This window comes from Actinomadura chokoriensis (assembly GCF_039529475.1).
In the GTDB taxonomy this organism is placed as follows: domain Bacteria; phylum Actinomycetota; class Actinomycetes; order Streptosporangiales; family Streptosporangiaceae; genus Spirillospora; species Spirillospora bangladeshensis.
In genome coordinates, this window is record NZ_BAAAMW010000001.1 from 158716 (window position 1) to 181054 (window position 22339).

Annotated in this window: 14 protein-coding genes; 5 read left to right on the top strand and 9 right to left on the bottom strand. The window is 68.7% G+C overall.

The annotated features are described in order from the left end of the window. Positions 1 to 257: 257 nt before the first annotated feature. From ABFX46_RS00730 to ABFX46_RS00755, 6 genes are all read right to left on the bottom strand, one after another. Complete coding sequence (locus ABFX46_RS00730) at positions 258 to 2030, bottom strand: Hsp70 family protein (RefSeq protein WP_346039370.1); 1773 nt, start codon at positions 2028 to 2030, stop codon at positions 258 to 260. Next, entirely contained in the window at positions 2027 to 3256 is a 1230-nt protein-coding gene (locus ABFX46_RS00735) for a hypothetical protein (RefSeq protein ID WP_346039371.1), read from the bottom strand. The genes ABFX46_RS00730 and ABFX46_RS00735 overlap by 4 nt, the downstream gene beginning before the upstream one ends. Further along, positions 3253 to 4359 carry a hypothetical protein gene (locus tag ABFX46_RS00740; RefSeq protein WP_346039372.1) on the bottom strand — a complete coding sequence of 369 codons (1107 nt, stop codon included), beginning with the start codon at positions 4357 to 4359 and terminating at the stop codon, positions 3253 to 3255. Before ABFX46_RS00740 ends, ABFX46_RS00735 begins: the two co-directional genes overlap by 4 nt. A gap of 145 nt (positions 4360 to 4504) precedes the next feature. Next, positions 4505 to 6247 carry an ABC-three component system protein gene (locus tag ABFX46_RS00745; protein ID WP_346039373.1) on the bottom strand — a complete coding sequence of 581 codons (1743 nt, stop codon included), beginning with the start codon at positions 6245 to 6247 and terminating at the stop codon, positions 4505 to 4507. Continuing rightward, positions 6237 to 6503: an ABC-three component system middle component 6 gene (locus tag ABFX46_RS00750; protein WP_346039374.1), complete on the bottom strand. Its 267-nt coding sequence runs from the start codon at positions 6501 to 6503 to the stop codon at positions 6237 to 6239. Before ABFX46_RS00750 ends, ABFX46_RS00745 begins: the two co-directional genes overlap by 11 nt. After that, positions 6500 to 7441: an ABC-three component system protein gene (locus ABFX46_RS00755; RefSeq protein ID WP_346039375.1), complete on the bottom strand. Its 942-nt coding sequence runs from the start codon at positions 7439 to 7441 to the stop codon at positions 6500 to 6502. The genes ABFX46_RS00750 and ABFX46_RS00755 overlap by 4 nt, the downstream gene beginning before the upstream one ends. Positions 7442 to 7666: 225 nt before the next feature. Between ABFX46_RS00755 and ABFX46_RS00760 the strand changes: the two genes are divergently transcribed. After that, positions 7667 to 9646, top strand: a complete 1980-nt coding sequence (locus ABFX46_RS00760; RefSeq protein WP_346039376.1) for an N-6 DNA methylase — start codon at positions 7667 to 7669, stop codon at positions 9644 to 9646. Here the strand turns inward: ABFX46_RS00760 and ABFX46_RS00765 are convergent. Further along, positions 9643 to 11130, bottom strand: a complete 1488-nt coding sequence (locus ABFX46_RS00765; RefSeq protein ID WP_346039377.1) for a serine/threonine-protein kinase — start codon at positions 11128 to 11130, stop codon at positions 9643 to 9645. The two genes, ABFX46_RS00760 and ABFX46_RS00765, sit on opposite strands and share 4 nt — an antisense overlap. Positions 11131 to 11196: 66 nt before the next feature. Between ABFX46_RS00765 and ABFX46_RS00770 the strand changes: the two genes are divergently transcribed. The 4 genes from ABFX46_RS00770 to ABFX46_RS00785 are packed head-to-tail and all read left to right on the top strand — an operon-like array spanning position 11197 to position 20585. Further along, positions 11197 to 12873 carry a PD-(D/E)XK nuclease family protein gene (locus ABFX46_RS00770; RefSeq protein ID WP_346039378.1) on the top strand — a complete coding sequence of 559 codons (1677 nt, stop codon included), beginning with the start codon at positions 11197 to 11199 and terminating at the stop codon, positions 12871 to 12873. Between the two features lie 2 nt (positions 12874 to 12875). Next, the gene (locus ABFX46_RS00775; protein ID WP_346039379.1) at positions 12876 to 14051 is read left to right on the top strand and encodes a pPIWI_RE_Y domain-containing protein; all 1176 of its coding nucleotides are present in this window, start codon (positions 12876 to 12878) and stop codon (positions 14049 to 14051) included. Further along, positions 14044 to 17649 (top strand): pPIWI_RE_Z domain-containing protein, encoded by a 3606-nt coding sequence (locus tag ABFX46_RS00780; RefSeq protein ID WP_346039380.1) that lies wholly within the window; start codon positions 14044 to 14046, stop codon positions 17647 to 17649. Before ABFX46_RS00775 ends, ABFX46_RS00780 begins: the two co-directional genes overlap by 8 nt. Before the next feature lie 56 nt (positions 17650 to 17705). Continuing rightward, positions 17706 to 20585, top strand: coding sequence for a pPIWI_RE module domain-containing protein (locus ABFX46_RS00785; protein ID WP_346039381.1), 2880 nt, complete (start codon positions 17706 to 17708; stop codon positions 20583 to 20585). Here the strand turns inward: ABFX46_RS00785 and ABFX46_RS00790 are convergent. Together ABFX46_RS00790 and ABFX46_RS00795 are read right to left on the bottom strand one after the other, a co-directional pair. Beyond that, on the bottom strand, positions 20582 to 21352 hold the full coding sequence (locus tag ABFX46_RS00790) for an NYN domain-containing protein (RefSeq protein ID WP_346039382.1): 771 nt from the start codon (positions 21350 to 21352) through the stop codon (positions 20582 to 20584). The genes ABFX46_RS00785 and ABFX46_RS00790 overlap by 4 nt on opposite strands. An 81-nt stretch (positions 21353 to 21433) precedes the next feature. Beyond that, positions 21434 to 22285, bottom strand: a complete 852-nt coding sequence (locus ABFX46_RS00795) for a helix-turn-helix transcriptional regulator (RefSeq protein ID WP_346039383.1) — start codon at positions 22283 to 22285, stop codon at positions 21434 to 21436. Positions 22286 to 22339: the final 54 nt, after the last annotated feature.

Here is a 22339-nt window from a genome sequence, read left to right on the forward strand (position 1 = left end):
TGGTCTGGCGCGCTGTCGGCTCCGTCCTGCTCTATAGCGTGGGACAACCGGCCGCCGGACGGCCCAGAGATGCTGTGGATCTAGGCGCGGACCGTCCCGTCCTCCCAGGCTCATCGTGTCCGTCTTCGGCGGGCGCCCACATGTCCGTACCGCATCGTCCGGCGGGACCGGGGGCTCCTGTGCCGGCAACACGGCCTGCGCTCTCGACCTCGAAACCGCAGTCGACGCCCCTGACGGTCACCTTGGCACTGCCCACATCAGGTTGAACCGCAACGACACTCCGGATCACCCCACGCGCGCTTGCACACGGCGCAGGGCTGATAGTACAAGTGCTCCAGCAATTGGGCCTGGGTTGCGCCATCTATCGCATGCCGTGCGAACGCCGAGGAGTTGTGCAGATAAAGCACGTCGCCTGGAACCACAGCCTGATCTCGAGTCTGACTCACGTTGGCGCGGACGACGATCCCCGAGGCCGGGACGGCGTCGGTTTCAGCCCCTACTTTTGGGTCGCCTACACCGCCCGCGACAACGCCCTCTGGAAAACCTAGGCCGAACTCAAGGTCATAGTAGGAGGCGGAAGCGCGGTCCTTCTTCTGACTCGAAGAAGCCCTAATCCATAGGATCAGGTCGTCGTCAAGAACGACCTCAAGTTCCAGCCGCTCGTGCAGCGGTGGCGCGGTATGGTCGACTTCGATCCTGAGGATTCCCAGCGAGGTCCGCCTCTCGCTTGCCTGAGGATGCGGCGATAGAGCCGTTGGCGTAGCGATGGGGAACTTGGCGATCCCATCTGATGGATCGGCGCAGAACAGGTGCAGGCGATCGTGCTTTGCCTCACCGCCGAACGGCATCTCCGTCCCGGCTGTCAACAGCGGAATACGCGACCCTCGCGCCAACTCAAGCTCGATAGGCTTGGCGAGGCGTAGCCGCTGGCGATCGTGCGCGATCCAGGCAGCGCCTTGCGAGACCAGCGTCCCACTGTTGGATGGTACCTCCACTCGATCTGGGCCGAACAGCTCATACAGCCGACTTCGGATCGCCGGCATCACGGCCATACCGCCGGTGACGACGCAAAGTGCGACCTGGCCAGGTGCCATTGAAAGGCTGTCGAGTAGCGACTTGATCTCGCTTATGCCTGCCGTGACGAGAGGTTCTGTAATCTCCTCCAGTTCTTGGCGGGTAAGCTTGTACTGCAACGTTGCACCGGACTGGAAGTAGCTTGGGCGGTAGAAGGTGACGTCCACCCGGTCCGCCGATAGTTCAATCTTGTTCCGCTCGGCGTCCTGAAGAAGTCGCAGTTCGGCCTCAGGGATCGCCGGGTCGTCTTCACCAATTCCTGCTCGTGCCCGGAATCGCTTTACGACCTCATCGAGAATGACCTTATCGAACTCGTCACCGCCAACCTGGTCTGTGCCACCGTTGCGCAACTGCCGGACTTGAGAGTCGTCAACGCGGCACAACGTCAGGTCGAGGGTCCCGCCACCCCAGTCGACGACCAGCACGTTCCGGCGCGCGAGGCGGCGAGCCATCTCGTGGGGGTCACGAGATCCACGGATGAACCCGTACAGGGCCGCCAAAGGTTCGTGCACGAACTGTGCTACGCCCATGCCCGCTCCAGCGAACGCCTCGCGGAGAGCGGCCCGCCGGATGCCATTCATGGTGACGGGGATTGTGACGACCGCATTGTCGAGGGCACCCAGCACGTTTCGTTGTGGGCCTGCCAACGACGCCGACCGCACATGACGGACTACATCGGCGACAATGTCGACCGGGCTTCGGTCCACTCCGCCCACAGTCACCGCTTCCTCGCCGAGCAGGAACTTGGGCGACTTGACGGTGTTGCCATGAATACCGATGCCCGCTGCCCCGAGCGCGTCTTTAGCTTGGCGACCAACGATGACTTGTTCGCCCTCGTATCGCACGATCGAAGGGTGCGGTCGACCGGTTTCGACATCCATGACGTCGATGACACGGTCGCCGACAACGACCGACATAAGGCTGTTGGTCGTCCCGAAATCGAATCCTACGATCATCCCAGTCCCCCAGAAGTGTCCTTCAGGCGCTCGATCTCACGTGTCAGCGCCAGCAATGACCGGTCCAAGAACTCCTCTGCGACACTTGGAGCATCATTGCGCAAGGCATGGAGCCCGTCCGTCAGTAGGTCAACCTCGCCGCTCAACCGGCGGATGATGCGCGTGCGGAGATTCTCGTAGTCGTCGGCCATGTGACTCTTGTCGACGACTCTGTTGTCGTGTTCGGCGGCGAGTTCCTTCTTGAGATGGACGATGTCGGCAGAGAGCGCCTCTGCCCTGGCCGTAGCGGCCTGCCCACGATCCATGGCAGACCGAACCTCTTCACTGAGCCTGGCCTCCCGGTTCTTGGCTGCATCTAGCTCATGCTCGAGCTGGGCGATTTGACGGTCAAGCTGAGTAACCCGCGTGCTGTAGTTCGCCGCCACGATCCCAAGTACGTCTAGATCCCGGCTGGCAGCAATCGCGCCGACGGCACGCTCCAGACTTGCCGCTTCAGGGACTTCGTGCTCCCACACTGCGTTGTACGATTCATCGATGTACTGGGTTAGGTTCCACTCGCGCTGGAGGGCGCGTAGGAGTCCGTAGCAGGCGACCGCATTATTGACGAGACGCTCTCTGTCCGCCGACTTGAACTGATCGGGCGCGAGCCCCAGGCTGTCCGCGTCGATCCTGCCGGCCTCGTCTCGCACAAGCCGAGACGAAAGCTGCGGTGTCATGTGCGGGTCGAGCAAATGATCTGTCCAGCCCCGGAACACCGGGTGATTGGACATGGCCACTATGGAGAGCTCGACCAGTCGGCGCAGCGCGTGCGCAAGCTCAATATCCTCGACACGTTTGAGGTTGACTCCTTGGCGCGCAACATACTGAAGCAGCTTGAACGGCTTCGCCAGGGTCGGATCCGTGGAGGCGAGGGACGCGATCAGAGCGCCTTCAGCCGCGATTTCGTCATCACTGATCGGGATCTTCATCAGCGAGTCTTTGGAGAGCTCGAGTAGCCGAGCTTTCGACTCGTAGGCGTACTTCAGCAAGTCCCCGACCGACTCAACGTGTGGCTGCCGCTTGCGCGGAGTGCGCTTCCCAGATTGCGAGACCCGGCTTTTTTCAGCTGACGTGTTTGTTGGTTCGGCATCGTCAGCAACCAATTCCGACGTCTCTACGGTTGACGGGGATGCTCCACGGGTGCCCTCGGCCAACTCACCAGCGATCTGCTTGTTGTGCTCGTTCAATGTCCAACCTTTTGCATTCGAGCGCGGAAACCGGCGTACCACACGTCGGTGTCTCTGGAGTGGCGGAGCGCCTCGCTGTGCTTGCTCGCACCCTCGACATCGCCTGCGGCGAGCAGGGCTTCAGACGCGACGAGACGCACCTTAAGCTGATCTGCCGGACGCAACTCGTTAAGCGACCGGAGCACCTGTCGCAGCGGGGCGAGGTCAGACCCATCCAACGCCACTGCGCTGACGCTGAGCAGCTCCTCCGTCACCGAGTCACTGAGCGCCTCATCGAAGCTGCCGTGCGTCCGGCCGAGCAGGCTCACAGTGACGACTGGCAACCCTTTGATCAACGAACGAAATCGAGCCGCGACATCAGAGATGCGATGGCTGTTCGTCTTGCGTACGGCTAGGCCGAACTGGTTGTAGTGGAACGCGACCAGGCCGCAGATCGCCTCCGCGGGCGGACGGTCGAAAGCTCCAAGGACCGAGACCGCAGTGTTGTAGCGCTGCTCATACAGCTGTGCTCCGGTTGCATCCGCTGGTCCCGCATGGTCCTGACTCGCCTCGCGGTGGAGGACGCCGTACAGGTAGCTGGCGAGTCCTTCTCGGTAGCGGCGTGCCGTCTCGCCGCTACCGGCACGCATAATGAATGCGTCGATCGCCTGGAGGCTCAGTTCGCGGTTCAAGATGAGCTTGTCGAGGGCTTGATCGACCAACCGGAGGTCATCCTCCTCGGCCAAGCAGAAGTCGAACTCAAACGTCCGCTCCAGTGGACCGTTACGGGCAGTGATCGTCTGCACGCCAGTCTTCGCCGTGGCGAGGAAGTCGGCCGCTCCGTCGAGAGTCGTCGGACGTCCGTTGACACTGATCGACGCGACGTTCGATGCTCGCCAATCGGAAGGTGCACTGGGGGCTGTGACCATGAGGCGAGTTCGTCCGCACTCCCGTCCCTTGAAGAGGAGGGCGGGCCGCTTGGCCGCATGCCCATCGAACCTGTGCGCGCGTTGGTCCCGCTCGGTCGAGAAGACCAGATCACATTCGGGGCAAGGAAACTCCGGAGGCTTGGGCGGCGATGAAGCCCAAGCGTAGTCCTCGCCGGTCGGCTCGTGAAACTCCATGTAACCGGTGTGCCAAAACCCCACCAGGCCCCCCGCGTGCGAGCAGTCGTGAAGTGGTGCATGAGAAGGCTAGTGGTGAAGTCCGACAGTATCTGGTCTGACGCTCGGTCAAGTTGGCCTGATGCGGTCTGAGGCCACTTGCAGTTCAGAAGCGGAAGCCGAAGAGGCCGCCGTCGGGCTGGTCGGTGAGGTGCGGCTCCAGTACGTGACTGGCCGGGCCGAAGCCCGCGGACTCGGCCTTGGAGAGGTCGTCGGAGTTCATGGTGACGATGTACTGCAGGCCCTCTTCGTCCGCGACCTCGGCGCCGAGTGTGAGCGCCGCGGCTAGTTGGCGGGCGTCCACGCCGTCGTACAGGTGGCTGTCGTGAACGAGGAAGTCGGGCCCGCGGCCGCCGCGATGCGCGAGGACGGTGAGAGCCAGGTCGAAACAGAAGATGACCATGTTGTGCACACCGCGGCTGTTGTCGGTGTCGATGTGCGCCTCGATCTGCATCCTCTGCTTGGTGGGGGTGAACGCCAGATAAGGCGTGCGGGCGTCGCTGTAGAGGCGGCGCGCGTAGATGTTGAACAGCCGGTTCGCCTCGTAGGTGAGGGCCGCGCGGTCCTCCAGATCCTCGGCGGTGGCGGTTTCGAGTTCGATCCGCTTCCCGTCGATCTCGCGCCGGCTGGCCTCCAAGGTCTGGGCGGCCTGGAAGCGGTGCCGCAGCGCCTCCACACGTGCCTGTTCCTGAGCCAGGACATGCTGTAGGGCCGTCAGGGCATCGAGCGCCCCGCCTTCGCTGAGCATGGTCAGCAAAGCCGACTGGCGTTCGCCGAGGCGCTCGCGTTCCCTCGCGCGTTCGGCGAGGCGTTCCTCGACGCGGGCGACTTCCTCGCGCAGTTGCCGCTCCCGGTTGCTCACGACCGTCTGGTGGAAGGCGCGCACGTCCTCGAACCGTCGGCGCACCTCCCGGCCCATCAGGACGCCCAGCTGCCCGTACGCCTCCTCCAGATAGTGATCGCCGGGTTCGGCGACGTCGGCGGCAGCCTCGCGCATCTCCAGCAGGTTGTGGCGGTCCACCGTGTCCTGGTCCCGCAGGCGGCGGATCGCCTGCTCCAGTTCGTCGGCCTCCGCCCGGATGTTCTCGTACTCGGGCAGGACCCGGAATTCCTTGACCTGCTCCTGCAACTCGAGGACGCGCTGTTCCACTGCGCCGATCTCGCCGCGCAGCTCCGCGGAGCGACCGACGATCTTCCCCCAGACGGGGTCCTTGGTCGCCTGGACCAGTTTCTTCCGGGTCGAGTCCTGTGTCGCGAGCGTCCGGTACTGCTCGGCGAGCCCGACGTCGAGGCCGAACAGGTGGCTCAGGTTGAGCATCGCGTCGTGCGGGGACTGTCTGGCGTGGGTGCCCGTCGGGCTGAGCAGGCCGTCGAGGCCGCGACGCATGGCGAAGGACAGCATCGTGCGTCCGCTGAGCGGGGATTCCGGCGACGGCACCCGATAGAGGTCGCGCTCAATGGCCCACTGCCACTCTTTGAGCGAAATTTCGCCGGCGAACTCCTCCTGCCAGAGGCGCTCGCCCTGTGATCGGCGAGTGACGTCCGGCCGGAGGAAGACCTTCGGGGTCGCGGGGCCGCGTCGGATCCGCACGAGATCGTGTCCGCCCGGCCAGTCCATGATGAGCTCGAAAACATGCCGCTTCAGGGCCTTGTGCGCCCAAAGCGATGTCTTCTGCGTCGTCGCTCCGAGGAGGAAGTGGAGCAACTCCACCATGCTGGTCTTCCCGGTCCCGTTGCGGCTGTCGGTCTCGGTGGACCGGTGCGCGCGTTCGGCGAGGACGAGATTCAGCCCGGGCTCGAAGTGCAGGGTCTTGAAGCGCTCGTCGTCGGACCCGAGCCTATGGAACATCGGGCCTGGCCTTGAACACGAGGAGATCGGTCTCCGCATCAAGTTCGACCAGGCCCAGGGCGTAGAGGACGTCCAGGGCGAGGGCGAACCACCAGAATGGGATCGGCGCGTTGTGCCGGTTCTCCTCCCGCCAGGTGAGGAGGCGCCGCCACGCCTGCGTGATCGTGACCGGCTGCCTGCCCGTGGCGAGGACGATCTGCGCGCCCACCGCGAGCAACGCCCGCTGCGGGGCGATTCCCTTTGTCGGGACTATCATCCTTCGCTCCTGGGCTCAGGGACGGACCGCCAGCCGTCGGGGGGCAGTTTGAAGATGTCGCATTCCTCGAAGAAGTACATCAGCACGACCCGGGCGTTCAAGCTCATCTGGAAGTCCGCGCGCTCGTTGCCGAGGATGTAGTACTCGAGTCCGTCGAAGACATCGTCCGGCGAGTCGTGGATCTCGGCGAGCATCAGGTAGTGGTCCTTGAACGCGGCGGCGACCTCGTCACGCTCACCGGGGTCGAAACAGTTGCCGTAGTAGGTGTGCACGCAGGGGACGTACTTGAGCGCCTGCCTCAGCAAGTCCTCGACGTCCGGCGAGAAGGTGTTGTACTCGATCTTCCGGGCGGACGGCACGGGGATGTCCGGCAGGCCCTGGGTCGGGCGGCGCTCCTTGGCCAGGTGCTCCAGTAGCGGCAGCACGTCTTCCAGGGCGACACCGGTGACCACCTTCTGGGCGGGGAGAGGGCCGAGAAGGTCTTCGATCTGGTGTCGTTCCAGGCGGCAGAACTCGTTGTAGAGCCGCCTGTGCCCGAAGTTCTCGAACCGGAGGCCGGGATTGGCCTTCTGCAGGTCGGCCAGGGCCGTGCTCACCTGCGGGTGCATTCCCCTGCGGTTGTTGTGGACGAAGACGAAGGTGTCGAAGTGAGCGCCGCGCTTCTCCACGGCTTTGGCGAAGTCGTCCCTGACTTTGGCGGCCACACCCGCGGGCTCGTCGACCTCCGGGCCGTTGCACGCGTAGAGCCGCCGCTCGTGGACCATCAACCCGTCCGCACCGAGGTCACCCAGGTTCCCGTGGGTCGCCACATCGAAATAGCCGCCATAACGAGCGGACATAACGGCATGAAAGAACTCTTCGAAGGCGTTGCCGTGCAATTCGGACAGCTTCGCGCCGAGCAGATGGCGCATGATCGAACGTTCCCACACCTCGAGCATGGACCCCAGCATCCTGACACCCTACCGACGGTGTGAGTCATTCGATACGTCATAGGAATGCGCCTGCGATTTCAGTGCTAGTGGCCCTTGCGGCCACAAATTCGGTCGCAGTCACGGGGTGGGGCCGACGGTTTCTCCGGAGGGTTCGCCAGTAAACTCAGTCAACGCCGGGAAGACCGGCCGACTGGGACGAGTGCGCGGGCGCAGCACGCGCGTGGAGGACGGATGCCGGAGACCGACGAACCGGCGGTATCGGTGACCCTCGCCGAGATCGCCCGCATCGCCGGGGTGGGACGGGCCGCCGTCAGCAACTGGCGGCGGCGGCACGGCACTTTTCCCGCTCCCGTCGGAGGGACCGACAGCAGCCCGCAGTTCTCGCTGCCGGAGGTCGAGAACTGGCTGCGCGAGAACAACAGGTTCAAGTCTCCCGCCGGCCCACTGGACCGCCTGTGGCCCCGCTTCGACGCGCTCGGCGACCGGGACGCCATGGGGCGAGTGATCGCCGCACTCGGCTTGGGCCACGGCGAACCGAACATCGTGGCGCCCGAGCCGGCTCTCACCCCGGCCGAACGGGCCTTGCTCGACGAGTGTCGAACGGTCGCCCGACAAGAGGGGACCGCCGACGTCTTCCGGTTCCTGCTGGACCGATGGCTGACCGCGCACGTCCGCCAGATCACCACCACGCCGGAGCCGCTCGCCGAGTTGATGTCCGAACTCGCCGAGGCCACGGCCGCGCGGGTCCGCACCGTCCTGGACCCGGCGTGCGGTACCGGAACGCCGCTGCTCGCGGCGGCACGCCGGTGGAAGAAGGCGCGTCGCCTCGTCGGCCAGGACATCGACGCCGTTCTGGCGTCGCTGGCGGCGGCCCGGCTCCACATCGAGGACGCGAGCCGGCAGATCGAGACCAAGGCAGCGGACTCGCTGCGCGGCGGCACCCATGCGGGCGCCGACATGGACGTCGTCTTGTGCACCCCGCCGACCAACGAACGCGACTGGGGCCACGACGAACTGGCGACGGACACGCGCTGGGTCTTCGGACTCCCGCCGCGCTCGGAGTCCGAACTGGCGTGGGTGCAGGAAGTGATCGCGTCTCTGGCACCGGACGGGACGGGCGTCCTGCTCCTCCCGCCCACTGTCGCGACACGCAGGGCGGGGCGCCGGATTCGCTCCAACCTGCTGCGCACGGGGGCGCTGCGGGCCGTCATCGCGCTACCGACCGGTGCGGCGGCCCCGTACGGCGTCGGCCTGCACCTGTGGGTCGTGCGCCGGCCGCCGGAGCGGACCGACGAGGACGGCCTCCTGCTGGTGGACACCGGCGACTGCCGGGCGACCTCGTCCGACGGCCGTGCTGTGATCGCCTGGGATGCCGTCCGCGACCGCGCGGTGGCAGCGCTACGCGGAGACCGGATGGAGGCAGCCCAGGTTCTTCCACCGATCGAGCTGCTCGGCGGCGAGGTCGACCTGTCCCCGGCTCGGCACGTCCCGGCCGCACGTCCCGCCGCCTCCGGTGCCGAACTTCAGGACGCGTGGACGGGCTTCCATACCCGCCTCGACCGGGTAGCCGACTTGAGCCGCGCGCTGTCGGCGCTCAGCCCGTCGTCCGGGGCTCCTCTGCCATCGGTTTCCGTCGCTCAGCTGGAGCAGGCCGGGGCCGTGACCGTCCAGCCCGGACGTCCACCGGCCGACGACTTGCTCGGCCGCGGGGACCGCCCCGACGACGCGGTCCCCGTTCTCACGATGCACGACCTCATGGCTGGCGACCGTCCGCAGCAGTGGGTCGCGCCCCACGTCCTGCCGAACAGCGGGCTCACCGTGGCCGAGCCCGGTGACATCGTGGTGGTCGGCGCGCAGCGCGCGTTCGACGCCTGGGTGCAAGAGGCGGGCCGGGTCGTCCTCGGCGCGCAGCTTCTGTCCCTGCGGCACGACCCCGGCAGGATCGACCCGTGGTACCTGGCGGGCTGCCTGCGAACACCGGCGAACGCGCGCCGCGCCGGCGGCCACGCGTCCACCTCCTCCCGTGTCGATGTCCGCCGCCTTGAAGTGCCCTCGCTTCCCCTGGACGAGCAGCGGCGTCGCGGGGAACTGTTCCGAGAGCTGGCTGCGTTCACCGGGTCGCTGCGGGAACTGTCCAACGAGGGGACGGTGCTGGGCGGCACGCTCGGCGAACTCCTCGCCACCGGTCACCTGCGCCCGCGCAAGGCCTAGCAGTCCGGGAGCCGGGCGAGAAGCTGCCGGATCGCGGCGCCGTGACCGCGCTCCTGGAGTTCGAGCGCAACCTCCCGAAGCCGCCGGTTGAGCCTGCGCGGCACGGGGTCGATCGCGAGCGTGTCCCGCGCGGCGGCGGACCATTCCGCCACGGCGTCGTCCAGCCGCTCCTCGGGCACGAGGCACTCCGCCAGCCCGATGCGCGCCTCCAGCCGCAGTTCGGCCCCCTCGCGGGAGGAGTCCCCCGCGACCTGCCGGTCGGCGTCCCGGTAGCGGGCCCTGGCTCGAGCCCCGAGTCCTTCGAGCCTGGCCGCGTCCCCGCACCGCAGGCACGCGCGCGCGACCGGCAGGTACCCGAGCCCCCAAGCGTCGCGGACGTCCGCGAGCGTCTCGTCCAGCCGGGCGATCGCCGGACCCGGTTCACCGGCATCGACCTCCTCCGCCGCCCGCACCACCAGTTCGTCGTACTGCGCACGACTCGGCCGGTCGGTACCCAGGCGGGACGAGCGGCGGCCCCTGCGCCTGGAGGAACCGCTGACGGCGGCGCCGCGGACGTGCCCGCCATCGGGCGTCCGGAAGCGGGCCGTGGGGTCGGGGGTGAGCGCCGGGTCGGGCGCCGGGTCGCCGGGGGCCGGCAGATGCGGGTTGAGCAGCTTGGCCACGTCTTCCGGTCGCGGACGGGACGCCGGGTCCTTGGCCAGCATCCGGTCGACGATGTCGTCGATCTCGGGCGCCACGTGGTCGACGACTCCGCTGACGCGCGGCGGCGGGTCGTACAGGTGCTGCTCGTCCGCGCTGCGGGTCGGCCGGCCGCAGAAGGGCTGCCTGCCGGTGAGGAGCAGGAAGTATACGCACCCGGCCCCGTAGACGTCCGCCGCGGTGGTGACGGTCTCGTTCGAGAGGATCAGCTCTGGCGCCCGGTAACCGGTGCTGCCGGGTGTGTGCCCTTCCTCGGTGTACCGGGTCGCGTCCGGATCCGTCAGGAAGGCGATGCCGAAGTCGATCAAGTGGACGACGCCGTCCGCGCCCACGATCACATTGTGGGGCTTGACGTCGCGATGGACGACGCCGTTCGCGTGCGCGTAGGCGAGCGCGTCCAGGATCTGGGTCATGATCGCCGCGCAGGCCGCCGGCGTCGGCGTATGCAGCCGGAGGAACTCGTCCAGGGCCGGGCCCTCGATGTACTCCATCACCATGTAGGGGTCGAGGCCCTGGAACCCGCGCGCCAGCAGGCGGGGGATGCCGGGGTGATCGAGCCGCTGGAGCAGGTCGCATTCCCTCTCGAACCGGTTGAGCAGGGTCCTCCGGCGTCGTCTGCGCTCACTGGACGCACGGGCACCCGCGTCCTGCGAAGCGCGCAGGACCTTCACCACGACGAGGCCGCCGGTCCGGTCGTCTCGCGCGAGCCAGATGTCCCCCATGCCGCCCCGCCGCAGAGGTTCCTCGATGTGGAACCTGCCCTGGAGCACTTCTCCCGTCTCCATTCCGCTCCCCCTGAAATTCATCGTGTTCGGTAGCGACGTCCGTGAACACTATGACACAGTTGAGACGTGAACATCACTGAACTTAGTTCACAGGTCACACTCAACGGTACCGGGGGCGATCCTCGGTTGGTGAGAGTCGGCCTGCCCCTGCTCCGCGACGACCCGCGCGGTTGTCCGCGTGGCATGGCCCTCCGCGCCCGGCCCCTTGTCGTCCAGGTTCCGGAGCGCGTGCGGCGCAGGCCGGTCAATGACTTCGCGCTCGGTCCCGTGATGGGTGTACTCGACCTCGTCGAGCACCAGAAGAAAGAAGTCTCGGCGGCGCTGGCGACGCCTTGGGCGACGCGCGGCTGTCACCCCGCCCACGCCCACTGGACGCGCACCGCAGTGGAGAACTACCTCGCCGCCAGGGAGCGTGAGGAGCGCACCCGCCGCACGGCTGGGCACCCTCAGACCATCCCGGTGAAGGACGAGTGGGTGGCGATCAGCAGGCTGTCGGCTCCCGATCCTCGCGGGGCCCTCCGGTACGAGAGGACGGCCTGGGGACGGCGCTATGCCTCCCGAGACGGCGAGGTACGTGAGTTGTGGCTGCCGTCCGTGAACGCCGTCAAGGAGGACCGCGGGCCCGCCGAGATCGCCGCCGCCGCGGCCGTGGCCATGTGGGGTGTACCGGCGAAGGCCGGCTTCGGCCGTCCGTACTCCGAGGTCACGGGACGGGGGGCCGCCCCCAAGCGTGTAAGGGTCCTCGCCGTCGGATGCGGGGACGCTGAGGTACGGCTGCTCGCGGACTGGGACGCGCACGAGGTCTCCCGGCAGTACGAAACGCAGGCGCAACCGGTGCTCAAGCACCTGCTCGGACGCATGGAACTCAACCCGGGTTCCGACTGTGTCGGCTGCGAAGGCTTGATGGGCTGCCCGCAGCCGACCCGCGCGCCTGGTCTGCTCGGGGTGCCCGCGGCGTCCCGTCCGCGCAGGAGGCGGAGCGTTTCAGCCGCAGACCTCCGGGTCCATGACGAATGCCCGGCAAAGTTCCACCTTACGCGCGTGCTCCACCTGAAGGACGGTCTTCCGGAGAACGCGGCGATCCGGCGCGGACGCGCCGTCGACGCGGTCCTCAACGAGCAGCACGACGCACGCCGCACCGAGCGTACGAGCCGCGGATGCCGGGACATCCCACCCCCCGCTGCCCTCCCCGGGCTCTCTGAGGAGGAGGCAGAGCCGGCGTTGCGGATGCTCCACCAGCACAGAACCGTCTGTCCCCTGCACGGATTGCCCCCTGACGAGCGTGTTCTCGTGCAGCCCCGGCTCACGGTCTTCGACCCGGTGGCCGACGTCGTCGTCGTCGCGGACCCGGACCTGCTGTACACCGACGCGGGCGGCTGGGTGTGGCGGGAGACCAAGACCGCCGGCGCACGTCTGTGGGAGGGCCGGCCGCTGCTGGAAAGCCACCCGCAACTGGCACTTGCCGTCCTGATGATGGCGGCCGGCGTCCTCGGAGGCGACCGGCGGCGCTCACGCATCGAACTGGAGATCCTCTACGAGAACGGAGCGGCGTGCGAGGTCGTCGACCCCTTCGACGAGCCGACGCTGGCGGAGGCCCGAGCCGTCGTGACCCGGCTCGCCGAGCCATGGGCGGACGACGAAACCTATCCCGCCGCTCCCGGCCGGCCCTGCGCCGGATGCGAGGCGCTCGCCTGGTGTGAAGCAGGACGCGCCAAGGCCCAGGACGAGACCCCGAAGAGGTGACCATGTCCACGACCGACGCAAGCCCAGAGGCACAGTCCACCGGTTGGGCGCCCCATGACGGGGTCGTCCTGCTGCACACGCTCGCGAAGGGGCTCATCGATCTCGAGCGGGTGCGCGGGCTCGACTCGTTCACCATGCCGTATCCGGCCGAGGCGCAGCGCGCCCTGGACCGAACGGTGCTGGCCTGCCTGCGCAAAGGGGCCGGTGTACCGCGTAGCATGGCGCAGCTGATCGACTGGTGCGCAACCAGGCCGATCTCCGACTGGCCGCTCGACCTGCCCGCGGACACGGTCGGGCCGGACGATCTGCTGCTCGACCCGGAGTCGGGGCGGCCTACCGAGCTGTGCCACGAATGGGCGGAGCACGGCCACGACACCGCCGGGGAACACCTCGACCGCGAGGTGATCCGCTCCGCACTGCGGATGTGCCGGGAGTACGGCGAGGAGGAGAGCTACAGCGCGTTTCGGGCCCTGCTGGTCGACCGGCCCGTCCTGACGTCCGCCGAGTCCTTCGAGGTCGCTGCCGACCTGGTGATGGAGCCGGTGCGCGAGCTCATCGGCTGGATCTACCGGCCGGCCCCGGGCGGCCTTCTGATGGACGGCGCCTATGCGACCTGCGGCCGCTGCCTGACCCTGCTCACTCCCACGCGCGACGGGCTCTGGTGGTGCGAGCGGGACCGGTGCCGGCGCACCGGCCCGCCGCCGGTCGGACGACGGCTGCACCCGGAAGAAGTCGGCGAGGTCCTGCAACTGCGGCGGCCACTGCGCCAGTACGTCACCGGCCCCGGCCGCGCCGAGACGGACCTGGCGCGAAAGCTGACCGGGCTCGGCCTGACCGTTCGGATGTGGCCGGGCTTCGACAGTTACGACCTGCATGTGACGTTCCCGTCCGGAATGGTCTGGGCGATCGACGTCAAAGACTGGGCGAGCCCGCGGCTGCTGGGGCTGGCCGCCCGGCCCGTGCCTCGGACACCGCCCTACCACGAGGCGTTCTGGGTTGTTCCGCGGCACCGCGTCACCGACCGCCCCGGCTACATCGCCATGTTCGAACGCCATCGCCCATCCGGGGCGCGGGACGTCCGGTTGCTCACCGATGACGGACTTGAGGAACTCGCCCGTCATCGGCTTCACGGTTCCGGCCCCGACCATGCGCCCGTCGAAGGAGGTCCCCGTGCGTGATCGGAAAACCTGGTATCGGGCAATCAGCGCCGACCTCGCGCGGCACTGGGGGACGCTGCCGCCCGAACTCCAGGAAACGAGACCGTCTCTCTTCTGCCAGGTCGAACTGGCGCTACGGCTCCTGGAAAGAATCGCACCCGGCGAGCCCGCCGAAGGCGTCTACGCCATGCTCGGCGGCTACCCGTTCGCCCGCGCGAGCGGCCTGGCGCTTACCGCCCAGGACGACACCGCCATCACTTCCGCACGGCACCTGCTGTGGACGTTGCGGCGGCGGCGCGCCTGGATCCAGGCGCTCGACAACTACCGGCAGTTCCCCGAACGGCTCCGCGCCTACGATGTTCTGCCAGGGAAAGGCCCGCGTGCGCTGAGCCCGGCTGTCGTCGACGACCGGCTCACCGTCTACGACACCGCGCTTTGCGGACCGCCGCCGTTCGCGCGCGAGACGCTGAGGCTCGCACCCGCCGGGCGCAGCAGCTTCGTCGAGCGACGCCGCATGACCTCGGTCACGTTGCCCGGGGCGCTGATCCACGACCCCCGTCCCCACGGGCACGACCTGACGGCCGGCCGGCCAGGCGATGGCGCGCCGCTCACCATCACCCGGAAAGATCTCGTAGAGACGGCACGATGGATGGACGCCCGGGAACGCGAACAAGAGATAGAGAAACCGGGCGAGTGGGAGAGCCGGCTGTCGGAGCTGCGCATCGCTCCGCGCGACGCCGGCGGTACAGGCTTCACGGAACGGGACGAGTTCCGGCTCGACGGCCTCACGCACATGGCTGGCATGGTCGGGGCGGGCAAGAGCACCCTGATGATCTTGGTGGCGGTGTGGGGCGTCCGGCGCGCCAAGCCGCTGCGGACGACCCTTGTGGTCGGCGACGTCGCGGAGCAGCTGCGGCTCAGCACGGTGCTCGGCGACATCGGGATCAAGGCCGTTCCCGTACTCGGGGCCAGCACCCGGGAGCAGCACGTCCAGCGGCTGCACCGGCGGCTCGCCGCACGAGGCGACGACAACCTCCTCGACCACGACGACGCGCGGTTCGACCAGCTGAGCACCGTCTGCGTGGTGGACGCGCTGCGCGGCACCGAGGCGGCCAAGCCCCTGCGCTACGCCGACGCACCCTGCGTCACACTGCGCCCCGAGGCCGAAGGCCCGCGCAACGAGACCACGCCGGACGGCGTTCTGCCCCAGCGGTTCCGTACCGGCGCTTCGGGGACGGAACCGCCGCGCAAGCCCGCCGAAGACCTCGGCAAGCCGCACGGCTGCCCGCTGTGGCGGGTCTGCCCGCGCCACCAGGGTGCACGCGACCAGGTCGATGCCCTGGTGTGGATCGCCAACCCGGCGAGCCTCGTCCAGAGCACGGTGCCGTGGCACCTCAACGACGAGCGCCTACGCCATCTCGAACTCGCCTGCATGCTCAGTGACATCGTGTTCGTGGACGAGGCCGACGCCGTCCAGATGAGGCTGGATCAGCTTTTCGCGCCGTCCGCGACACTCGTGCAGCCGGGTCCGGACTCCTGGCTCGACCAGCTGCACACACACAAGATCGAGGAACTGTCCCGGCGGGCCCGGCTGCCGCTGACCGACATCGAGATCAACCGGTGGAACTCCTCGCTGACCGTGGTCAGCACCGCGACCGACCTGCTCTACCGGACGCTGATCGCGGACGAAGACCTGCGCGAGTGGGCCGACGTCGACTACTTCAGCCCGTGGACGCTGCAGGAGAAACTGCTGGCCGACTGGTTCAAGGAGCGGCCCGGCGCGGCGGCCGTGGACGGGGTTCCCGACGAGCACGAGCTCTTCGAGGACTTCGAGAACGACCGTCCCGAACCCGAAGTGGTCACGGCCGTCGCGGACGTCCGGCGCGGCGAACTCACCGGACTGTTCGACGCTCTCCGCGACGATCCGCTGGGCGGACGCGGCCCCTACGGGACCGCCACCGACGACATGATCGACCTCACGCGGGACCTGCTGCACACCCTTTCGGCGAAAGAGACGCGGGCCCGCGCCAGAACGTTGCTGAGAACGCTGCTGGTGGACACGCCCGCCCCCGCGGACGACGACGCCTGGTTGGAGACGACCTGCCGGCGGCTGGAGTTCATGCTGCTGCTCTCGGCCCTGCATCACCGCCTCGACCGGCTGACCTTCCTGTGGCCGCAGGTCGAGGCCGCGCTGCGCCTCGACGCCACGGGCAACGAACTGGCCCGCCGCCCCCCGCTGGACTACGCGCCGATCATCCCCGAGTCGCCGATGGGCAACGTCCTCGGCTTCCAGTACCTGCCTGACGAGCGCGAACGCGACGAGGACGGCCGGCAGAGCGGGACCCTGCGGTTCTTTCGATGCGCCGGCGTCGGACGGGAGCTCCTGCTGCTCCTCGATCGGCTCGGCGCCGATCCCGCTTCCGGCCGGCCCGGTCCCCATGTGGTGCTGATGTCCGGGACGAGCTGGGCAGGCGCTTCGACCCGCGCCCACGTGACAGCACCGGTCAACGTGGTCCTGAAGCCGACCGAGCGGGTGCTGGCGGCGGTCCGCCGCACAAGGTTCTCGACGCGCTTCCTCTACGACGGCGAGGGCCGGCCGATGAGCCTGTCCGGGACGCCGCCCAAGGCGCGGCCGGCCGCGGCCCGTGCGCTGGCCGCCCGCCTCGGCGGTCCGGGCCGGGGCGGGACCGCTGCACCCCTCGACCAGGAACTCAGACTGGTCGAGGACGACACCCGCCGCCGCGCACTCCTCCTCGTCGGCAGCTACAAGGAGGCGAACATCGTCGCGTCCGAGATGCAGGGGATGGAGCGGTGGCACGGCCGGGTCCGCGTCCTCACCGCCGACGACGCGGAACTGGACCCTGCCGTGCACGGCACCGGCGCCTTCACCGGCCAGGACGAACCCGTGGGAATCCTGCGCCGCGGCGACCTGGCCGCGTTCGCCGAAGACCCGAGCGCGGAGGTCCTCGTGGCGCCGCTGATGGCCGTCGAACGCGGCCACAACATCCTCAACGCGCAGCGCAACGCCGCGTTCGGCGTGGCGCTTTTCCTCGCCCGGCCGCACCCCCGACCCGACGACCTCTCCCTGGCGGTGTTCGCCATCAACGACTGGACGGCCAGGTTCACCCGCGACCAGGCCAGGCCCGACGACCGGACCGGGCCCGCCACATTCACCGAACTCGTCGCCAAGGCCGCGGACCTGAACCGCGCCGGCCTCGACTTCCGCCACGAGGCACGGCAGGAATGGCGCCGCCTGCTGTCGCGGCGGTATGTCTACTCGCAGCTGTCGGACTGGGAACGGCGTTCCTTCGCATGGGACCAGCTCGTGACCATGTGGCAGGTCATCGGCCGCCTGGTGCGCGGCGGTGTGCCCGCCCGGGTCGTGTTCGTCGACGCCAGGTTCGCGCCGAAAACGGCGGCCGCGATGGCGCCATCGACCCCGTCCACCGCGGCACCCGTCCGGGACGGCCTGCTGGCCGGGCTGCGGGAGGTCCTGGCTCCCTACTTCGACGACGACGCCGATCCGTCGTCCTTCGCCGACCCCGCCGACCCTGCGGTGGCCCGGCTCCTCTACGAGCCGCTGTTCGACGCACTCTGCGGCCTCACCCACCGAACCTGACCCGACCACAGACCTGATCCACCGGCCCCGGCCGACCGATTCCGAGGGAGTACATCGTGGCCGCCTCATATAACCGCGTGCGAACCGCCGCATGGCTGCCCGCGTCCGCCGACACCTCACTGACGGCGCGTTATCAGGCACTGTCGTTCCCCGAGCAGTGGCGAGACGTGATGCTCGATCTGTACAACGCCGGCCGCCCCGACAACATGGAGCCGTACCGGACGGTGCCGACCCACCGTATGGACCAGGTCCTCCAGACCCTGGCGCCCGACTACCTCGTGCTCGGACGCGGGCCCTCCTACGGGAGCGCCCCAGGGCATTGGCTCCTCCTGCCTGAGGGCAGCGAGCCTCTCCCCGAGGCCGCCTTTCGCACGCTGCGCCACACCTGGCTGAGCGATCTTCGGCCCGGCATGGCGGAAGAGCCCGATTACCGGGAACTCTTGGTCAAGACGCGCACCCTCTTGGACGACGCTCCCCCGTCGTGGCAACCGGTCGAGTTGGAGTTGCTGCGCTGCCCGATGACCGCGGGCGGGACGGCCGCACCGCTCGACCACCAGTACCCTCTCACCACCGATTGGCTCGCCAGGCGCGTGCTCGCCCTCGGCCCATACGACTTCGGCGACGGGACTCTGCGATTCCGCGCCCTGCCACGCGGGCCGCGGGACCAAGGCGCGGAGCTCGTGTCGGAACCGCTGCCCTTCGAATCGAGGGGCCGGACGTGGTGGTACTCGCTCTTCCTGAACATCACGCTGCAGACCGTCCCTTTCGACCCGCTCCCCCGCGTTCATCTGCACACCGGCATCCGGAGATGGGCCACGCGGCTCAACAGCAGAACACAGCGGCTGCATCTGGCGTACGGGCGAAAGAGCACGGTGCTGCTCCGCCCACGTGTGCCGTGGCTACCCGGTGCACCGCTCTCCGACCGGTTCGCCGTCGCTCGCGTCGAGTGCCGATGGGACAGAGGGAGCAGAACCAGCACAACGCAATGGGTCCACGGCGGGCCGACGGGGATGCTGCGGAGGATTTCACTGTCCGAGCCGTTCCCCGAGGTAGACGCCATCCTGGCCGAACCCGAGACCTGGCTGGCGGATGGCATGCGCGCCGCCGTCGTGCACAGCACGGCGATGGGCGGCCACGAAGTCGGCCCGGGGATCATGTCCGACCAGCGGTCCAGGATCGTCGAATGGGCGGAGACGGCACTGCCCGCCGAGCTGCGTCCGGTACCCGCACGGGTCCGCACCCGGTTGGGCTCCTCATCGCCGCCCAACGCCAAACGCACCCCGGAGACGGCAATGGTGCGCACCGCCGCCGCCCACGCGATGAGCCACCTCGGCAGCGACGACGGCGGTAAGCCCCTTCTCGAAGGGCGGCTGCTGTGGCAGACACCCGAGATGCGCGACACCGCCATCGCGGCGCTCGTCGAGTACTTCGGCCTGGACGATACGCGGCGATCCGCGTTCGGTGACCATCGGACGGCCGTGCCCGGCGCTCCGGCCATCCTGGAATGGCGGGCGCCCGAACTCATCGTGCGGCTCCGCTGCATCCGGCTGACCGGCGGTCTCGCCGGCGACCTGGCCATCCCGGAAGGCGCGCGCCGCACCACGGCCGTGCTTGCCGCGGCCGTCGCCACACGCCGTGATGAGGCGGCGGCGTTCCTGGCCGCGGACCGCACCGGCTCCGCACCGTCAATGTCGCTGGTGGAACTCGACCGGGCCGCGGACTTCCGCACCCCCGAGCACAATCCCAAGTTCGCCCTGCGCCTCGGCTTCGCCAAAGCCGGCGTGCTCACGCAGTTCATCGGCGTCCCTAAGAAGGTCAAGGGCTACAACTCGATGGGCAACGCCGGACACCGCGCGATGAAGGCGTGGGACGACGGGCTCCGGCAGCTCGGTTCCCGTGTCCTTCCTGAGACGGGTTCGGCGGAGGGGGCACCGGCCGGGATGCGGTTCGCGGCGATCTGGCTGGTCAGGAAGAACAAGACCAGCCGGACCCGGTGGGCTGGTCATGTCCCCATCGCCGTGCTGGTCACCCCCGGCCCCGGCCCCGGCATCGCCTGGATACAAGGGTGGGATCCCCAAGCCGACCGCGGCGCCGGTGCCTGGATCTCCTATCCCGCGATGCTGCTACGGATCGCTGCACAGGCCGAAATATCACCGGACCGGGAGGACGATGACGAAGACGGTCGCCCGCCTCGGCGGCCCGACAGGCGAAAGAGCATGGACGAGCAGCGTCGAGCAACCGAGGAGTGGCTCCAGAAGGTTCAACGTTCCTTGCGCGGCACACCGACGATGGTCCTCGCGCACGCTCAGAACGCTCGGTCGCATTGGACTTGGCTCCAGGACGGCAAGGTAGAACGAGACCGGCTCCGGACTGGGCATGCTCCGTCCCGCCGCCTTGACCCGGACCTGCGCCTCGTGCGGATTCGCAGTTCACTGGGCCGAGAGACCGCCCAGTGGTGGGGCGTCAACCGCCACGACGGCCCCAACGGGATCCCGGCGAATCTATGGACCCCTCAGCACAGCAGCCGGTCGGGACGCGACCGCATCTTCTGGAGCACCACCCCGAAGCCGGTCCAGTTCCGTGATTCAGCGGTCGTAGCGGACAAGCTCGGGGTCCGTCGCCTCACCCAGGGGCCGCGCGCCGGCGAATCGACCGTCGATACCGACAAGCCCGCGTGGAATCCGGCGCTGTTGGAGGTCGCCGTGCTCGGCTGCCATGAGTCCGACGGTGACGTGCCGGAGGCACTGGCACTGACTGTCCACCGGCTGCGCCAGGCGCCTGACTACCCCGAGGCGCTGAGCCTGCCGTTGCCACTGCATCTGGCCCAACTCGCTCAGCAGTACGTCCTCCCGCATCCCTCGGAAGGCACCGAGGGAACAGCATCCATACCGAACGGAAGCGCCGATGCCCCGGGGGATGACGGCGAGGGAGGTTAGGACGGTTTGCGGTCCTGGTGGCGCTTGTCGCGGACGTACATGATGGCCGCCTTGCCGTCGCCGGGGCTGCGGCGGTCCAGGACGAACAGCGTCGTCGCGGCGATCAGCTCGCTCAGCTTGGCGTAGCCGTAGTTGCGGGAGTCGAACTCGGGGCGCTGCTTGGTGATGATGTGGCCGACGGACGCCAGCGGAGCCCACCCGTCCTCGTCCGAGGCGGCCTCCACGGCGTTGCGCAGCAGGTTGACGAGCGCGGTGTCCTGCTTGAGCTTGGCGGCCGGCGTCGGGGACGCGGGCGTCGCGGCGGTCGGCATGGCCGACGCCTGGTCGTAGGCGAGGTTCTCGATGTAGATGAACTTGTCGCACGCCGCCACGAACGGCTTCGGCGTCTTGCGCTCCCCGAACCCGTACACGGTCAGGCCGGACTCGCGGATCCGCGCGGCCAGCCGCGTGAAGTCGCTGTCGCTGGAGACGAGGCAGAACGCGTCGAAGCGCTCGGAGTACAGCAGGTCCATGGCGTCGATGACCATCGCCGCGTCGGTGGCGTTCTTGCCGGAGGTGTAGGCGAACTGCTGGATCGGCTGGATCGACTGGTCGAGCAGGTGCTCCTTCCAGCCCCGCAGGTTCGTCCCCGTCCAGTCGCCGTAGGCGCGCTTGACGTGGGCGGTGCCGTACTTGGCGACCTCGGCCAGCAGGCCCTCGACGATCCCGGGCTGCGCGTTGTCGGCATCGATGAGCACCGCCAAGCGGTCGGCGTTCTCACTCACCACGCTCGCGCCTCCAAGGTCACCGGGCCACCCGCCTACCGGGGTCCGTCCAGTACATCAGAAGTCGCGCCCCCGCTCGAAGGGTCAGCGGGGCGTGGTGAGGTGCTGGGTGCCGATCACCGAGAGGAGCTTCAGGGCCTCTTCGGAGGGTGAGCCCGGGGTCGCGGTGTAGATGACCACCTGCTGGTCGCGGTCGGTGATGTCCAGGACGTCGCAGTTGACGGTGACCGGGCCGACCTGCGGATGCTGGAACGTCTTGCGGAGGGCCGGCGCGGTGGCCACGTCGTGGGACTCCCACAGGCGGGTGAACTCCTCGCTTCCCCTGAGGAGGTCGGCCACCAGTTCCGCCAGTTGCGGGTCGCCGGGGTAGCGGGCGGCGGCGGCGCGCAGGCGCTGGGTGGCGGTACGGGCGAACGTGTCCGCGTCCGATACCCCGTACAGGCGCCGGCCGTGCGTGTCCGGGCCGAGGAACGCGCGGCGCAGGAGGTTGCGGTCGCGGCGGGGCACGGCGGAGAAGTCCTCCATGAGCGCTGCCGCCAGGTCGTTCCAGGCCAGGATCTCGAAGGCCGCGGACGTCACGGTCGCCGCCGCGTTCGGGAGGCGGTGCAGCAGGTCGAGGATGCTCTGGCGCACGTCGCGGGACGGGCCGGACGGCGGCGGCAGCGGGGTGCCGGCGAGGTGGTGGAGGTGGGCGCGCTCGGCGTCCGACATGCGCAGCGCCCGCGCCAGCCCGGCCAGGACCTCGTGGGACGGATGCGGGGCGCGGGCCTGCTCCAGCCGCGTGTAGTACTCGGTCGAGATGAACGCCAGCTGCGCCACCTCCTCGCGGCGCAGGCCCGGGGTGCGGCGGCGCGGGCCGGCGGGCAGGCCGACGTCGTCGGGGGTGATCCGCTCGCGCCGGCTGCGGAGGAAGTCCGCCAGTTCTCTTCGGTCCACCCCTCCAGTGTGCGCGGGTGCCGGGCGGCGCAGCCAGGTACCGCCGATGCCTGG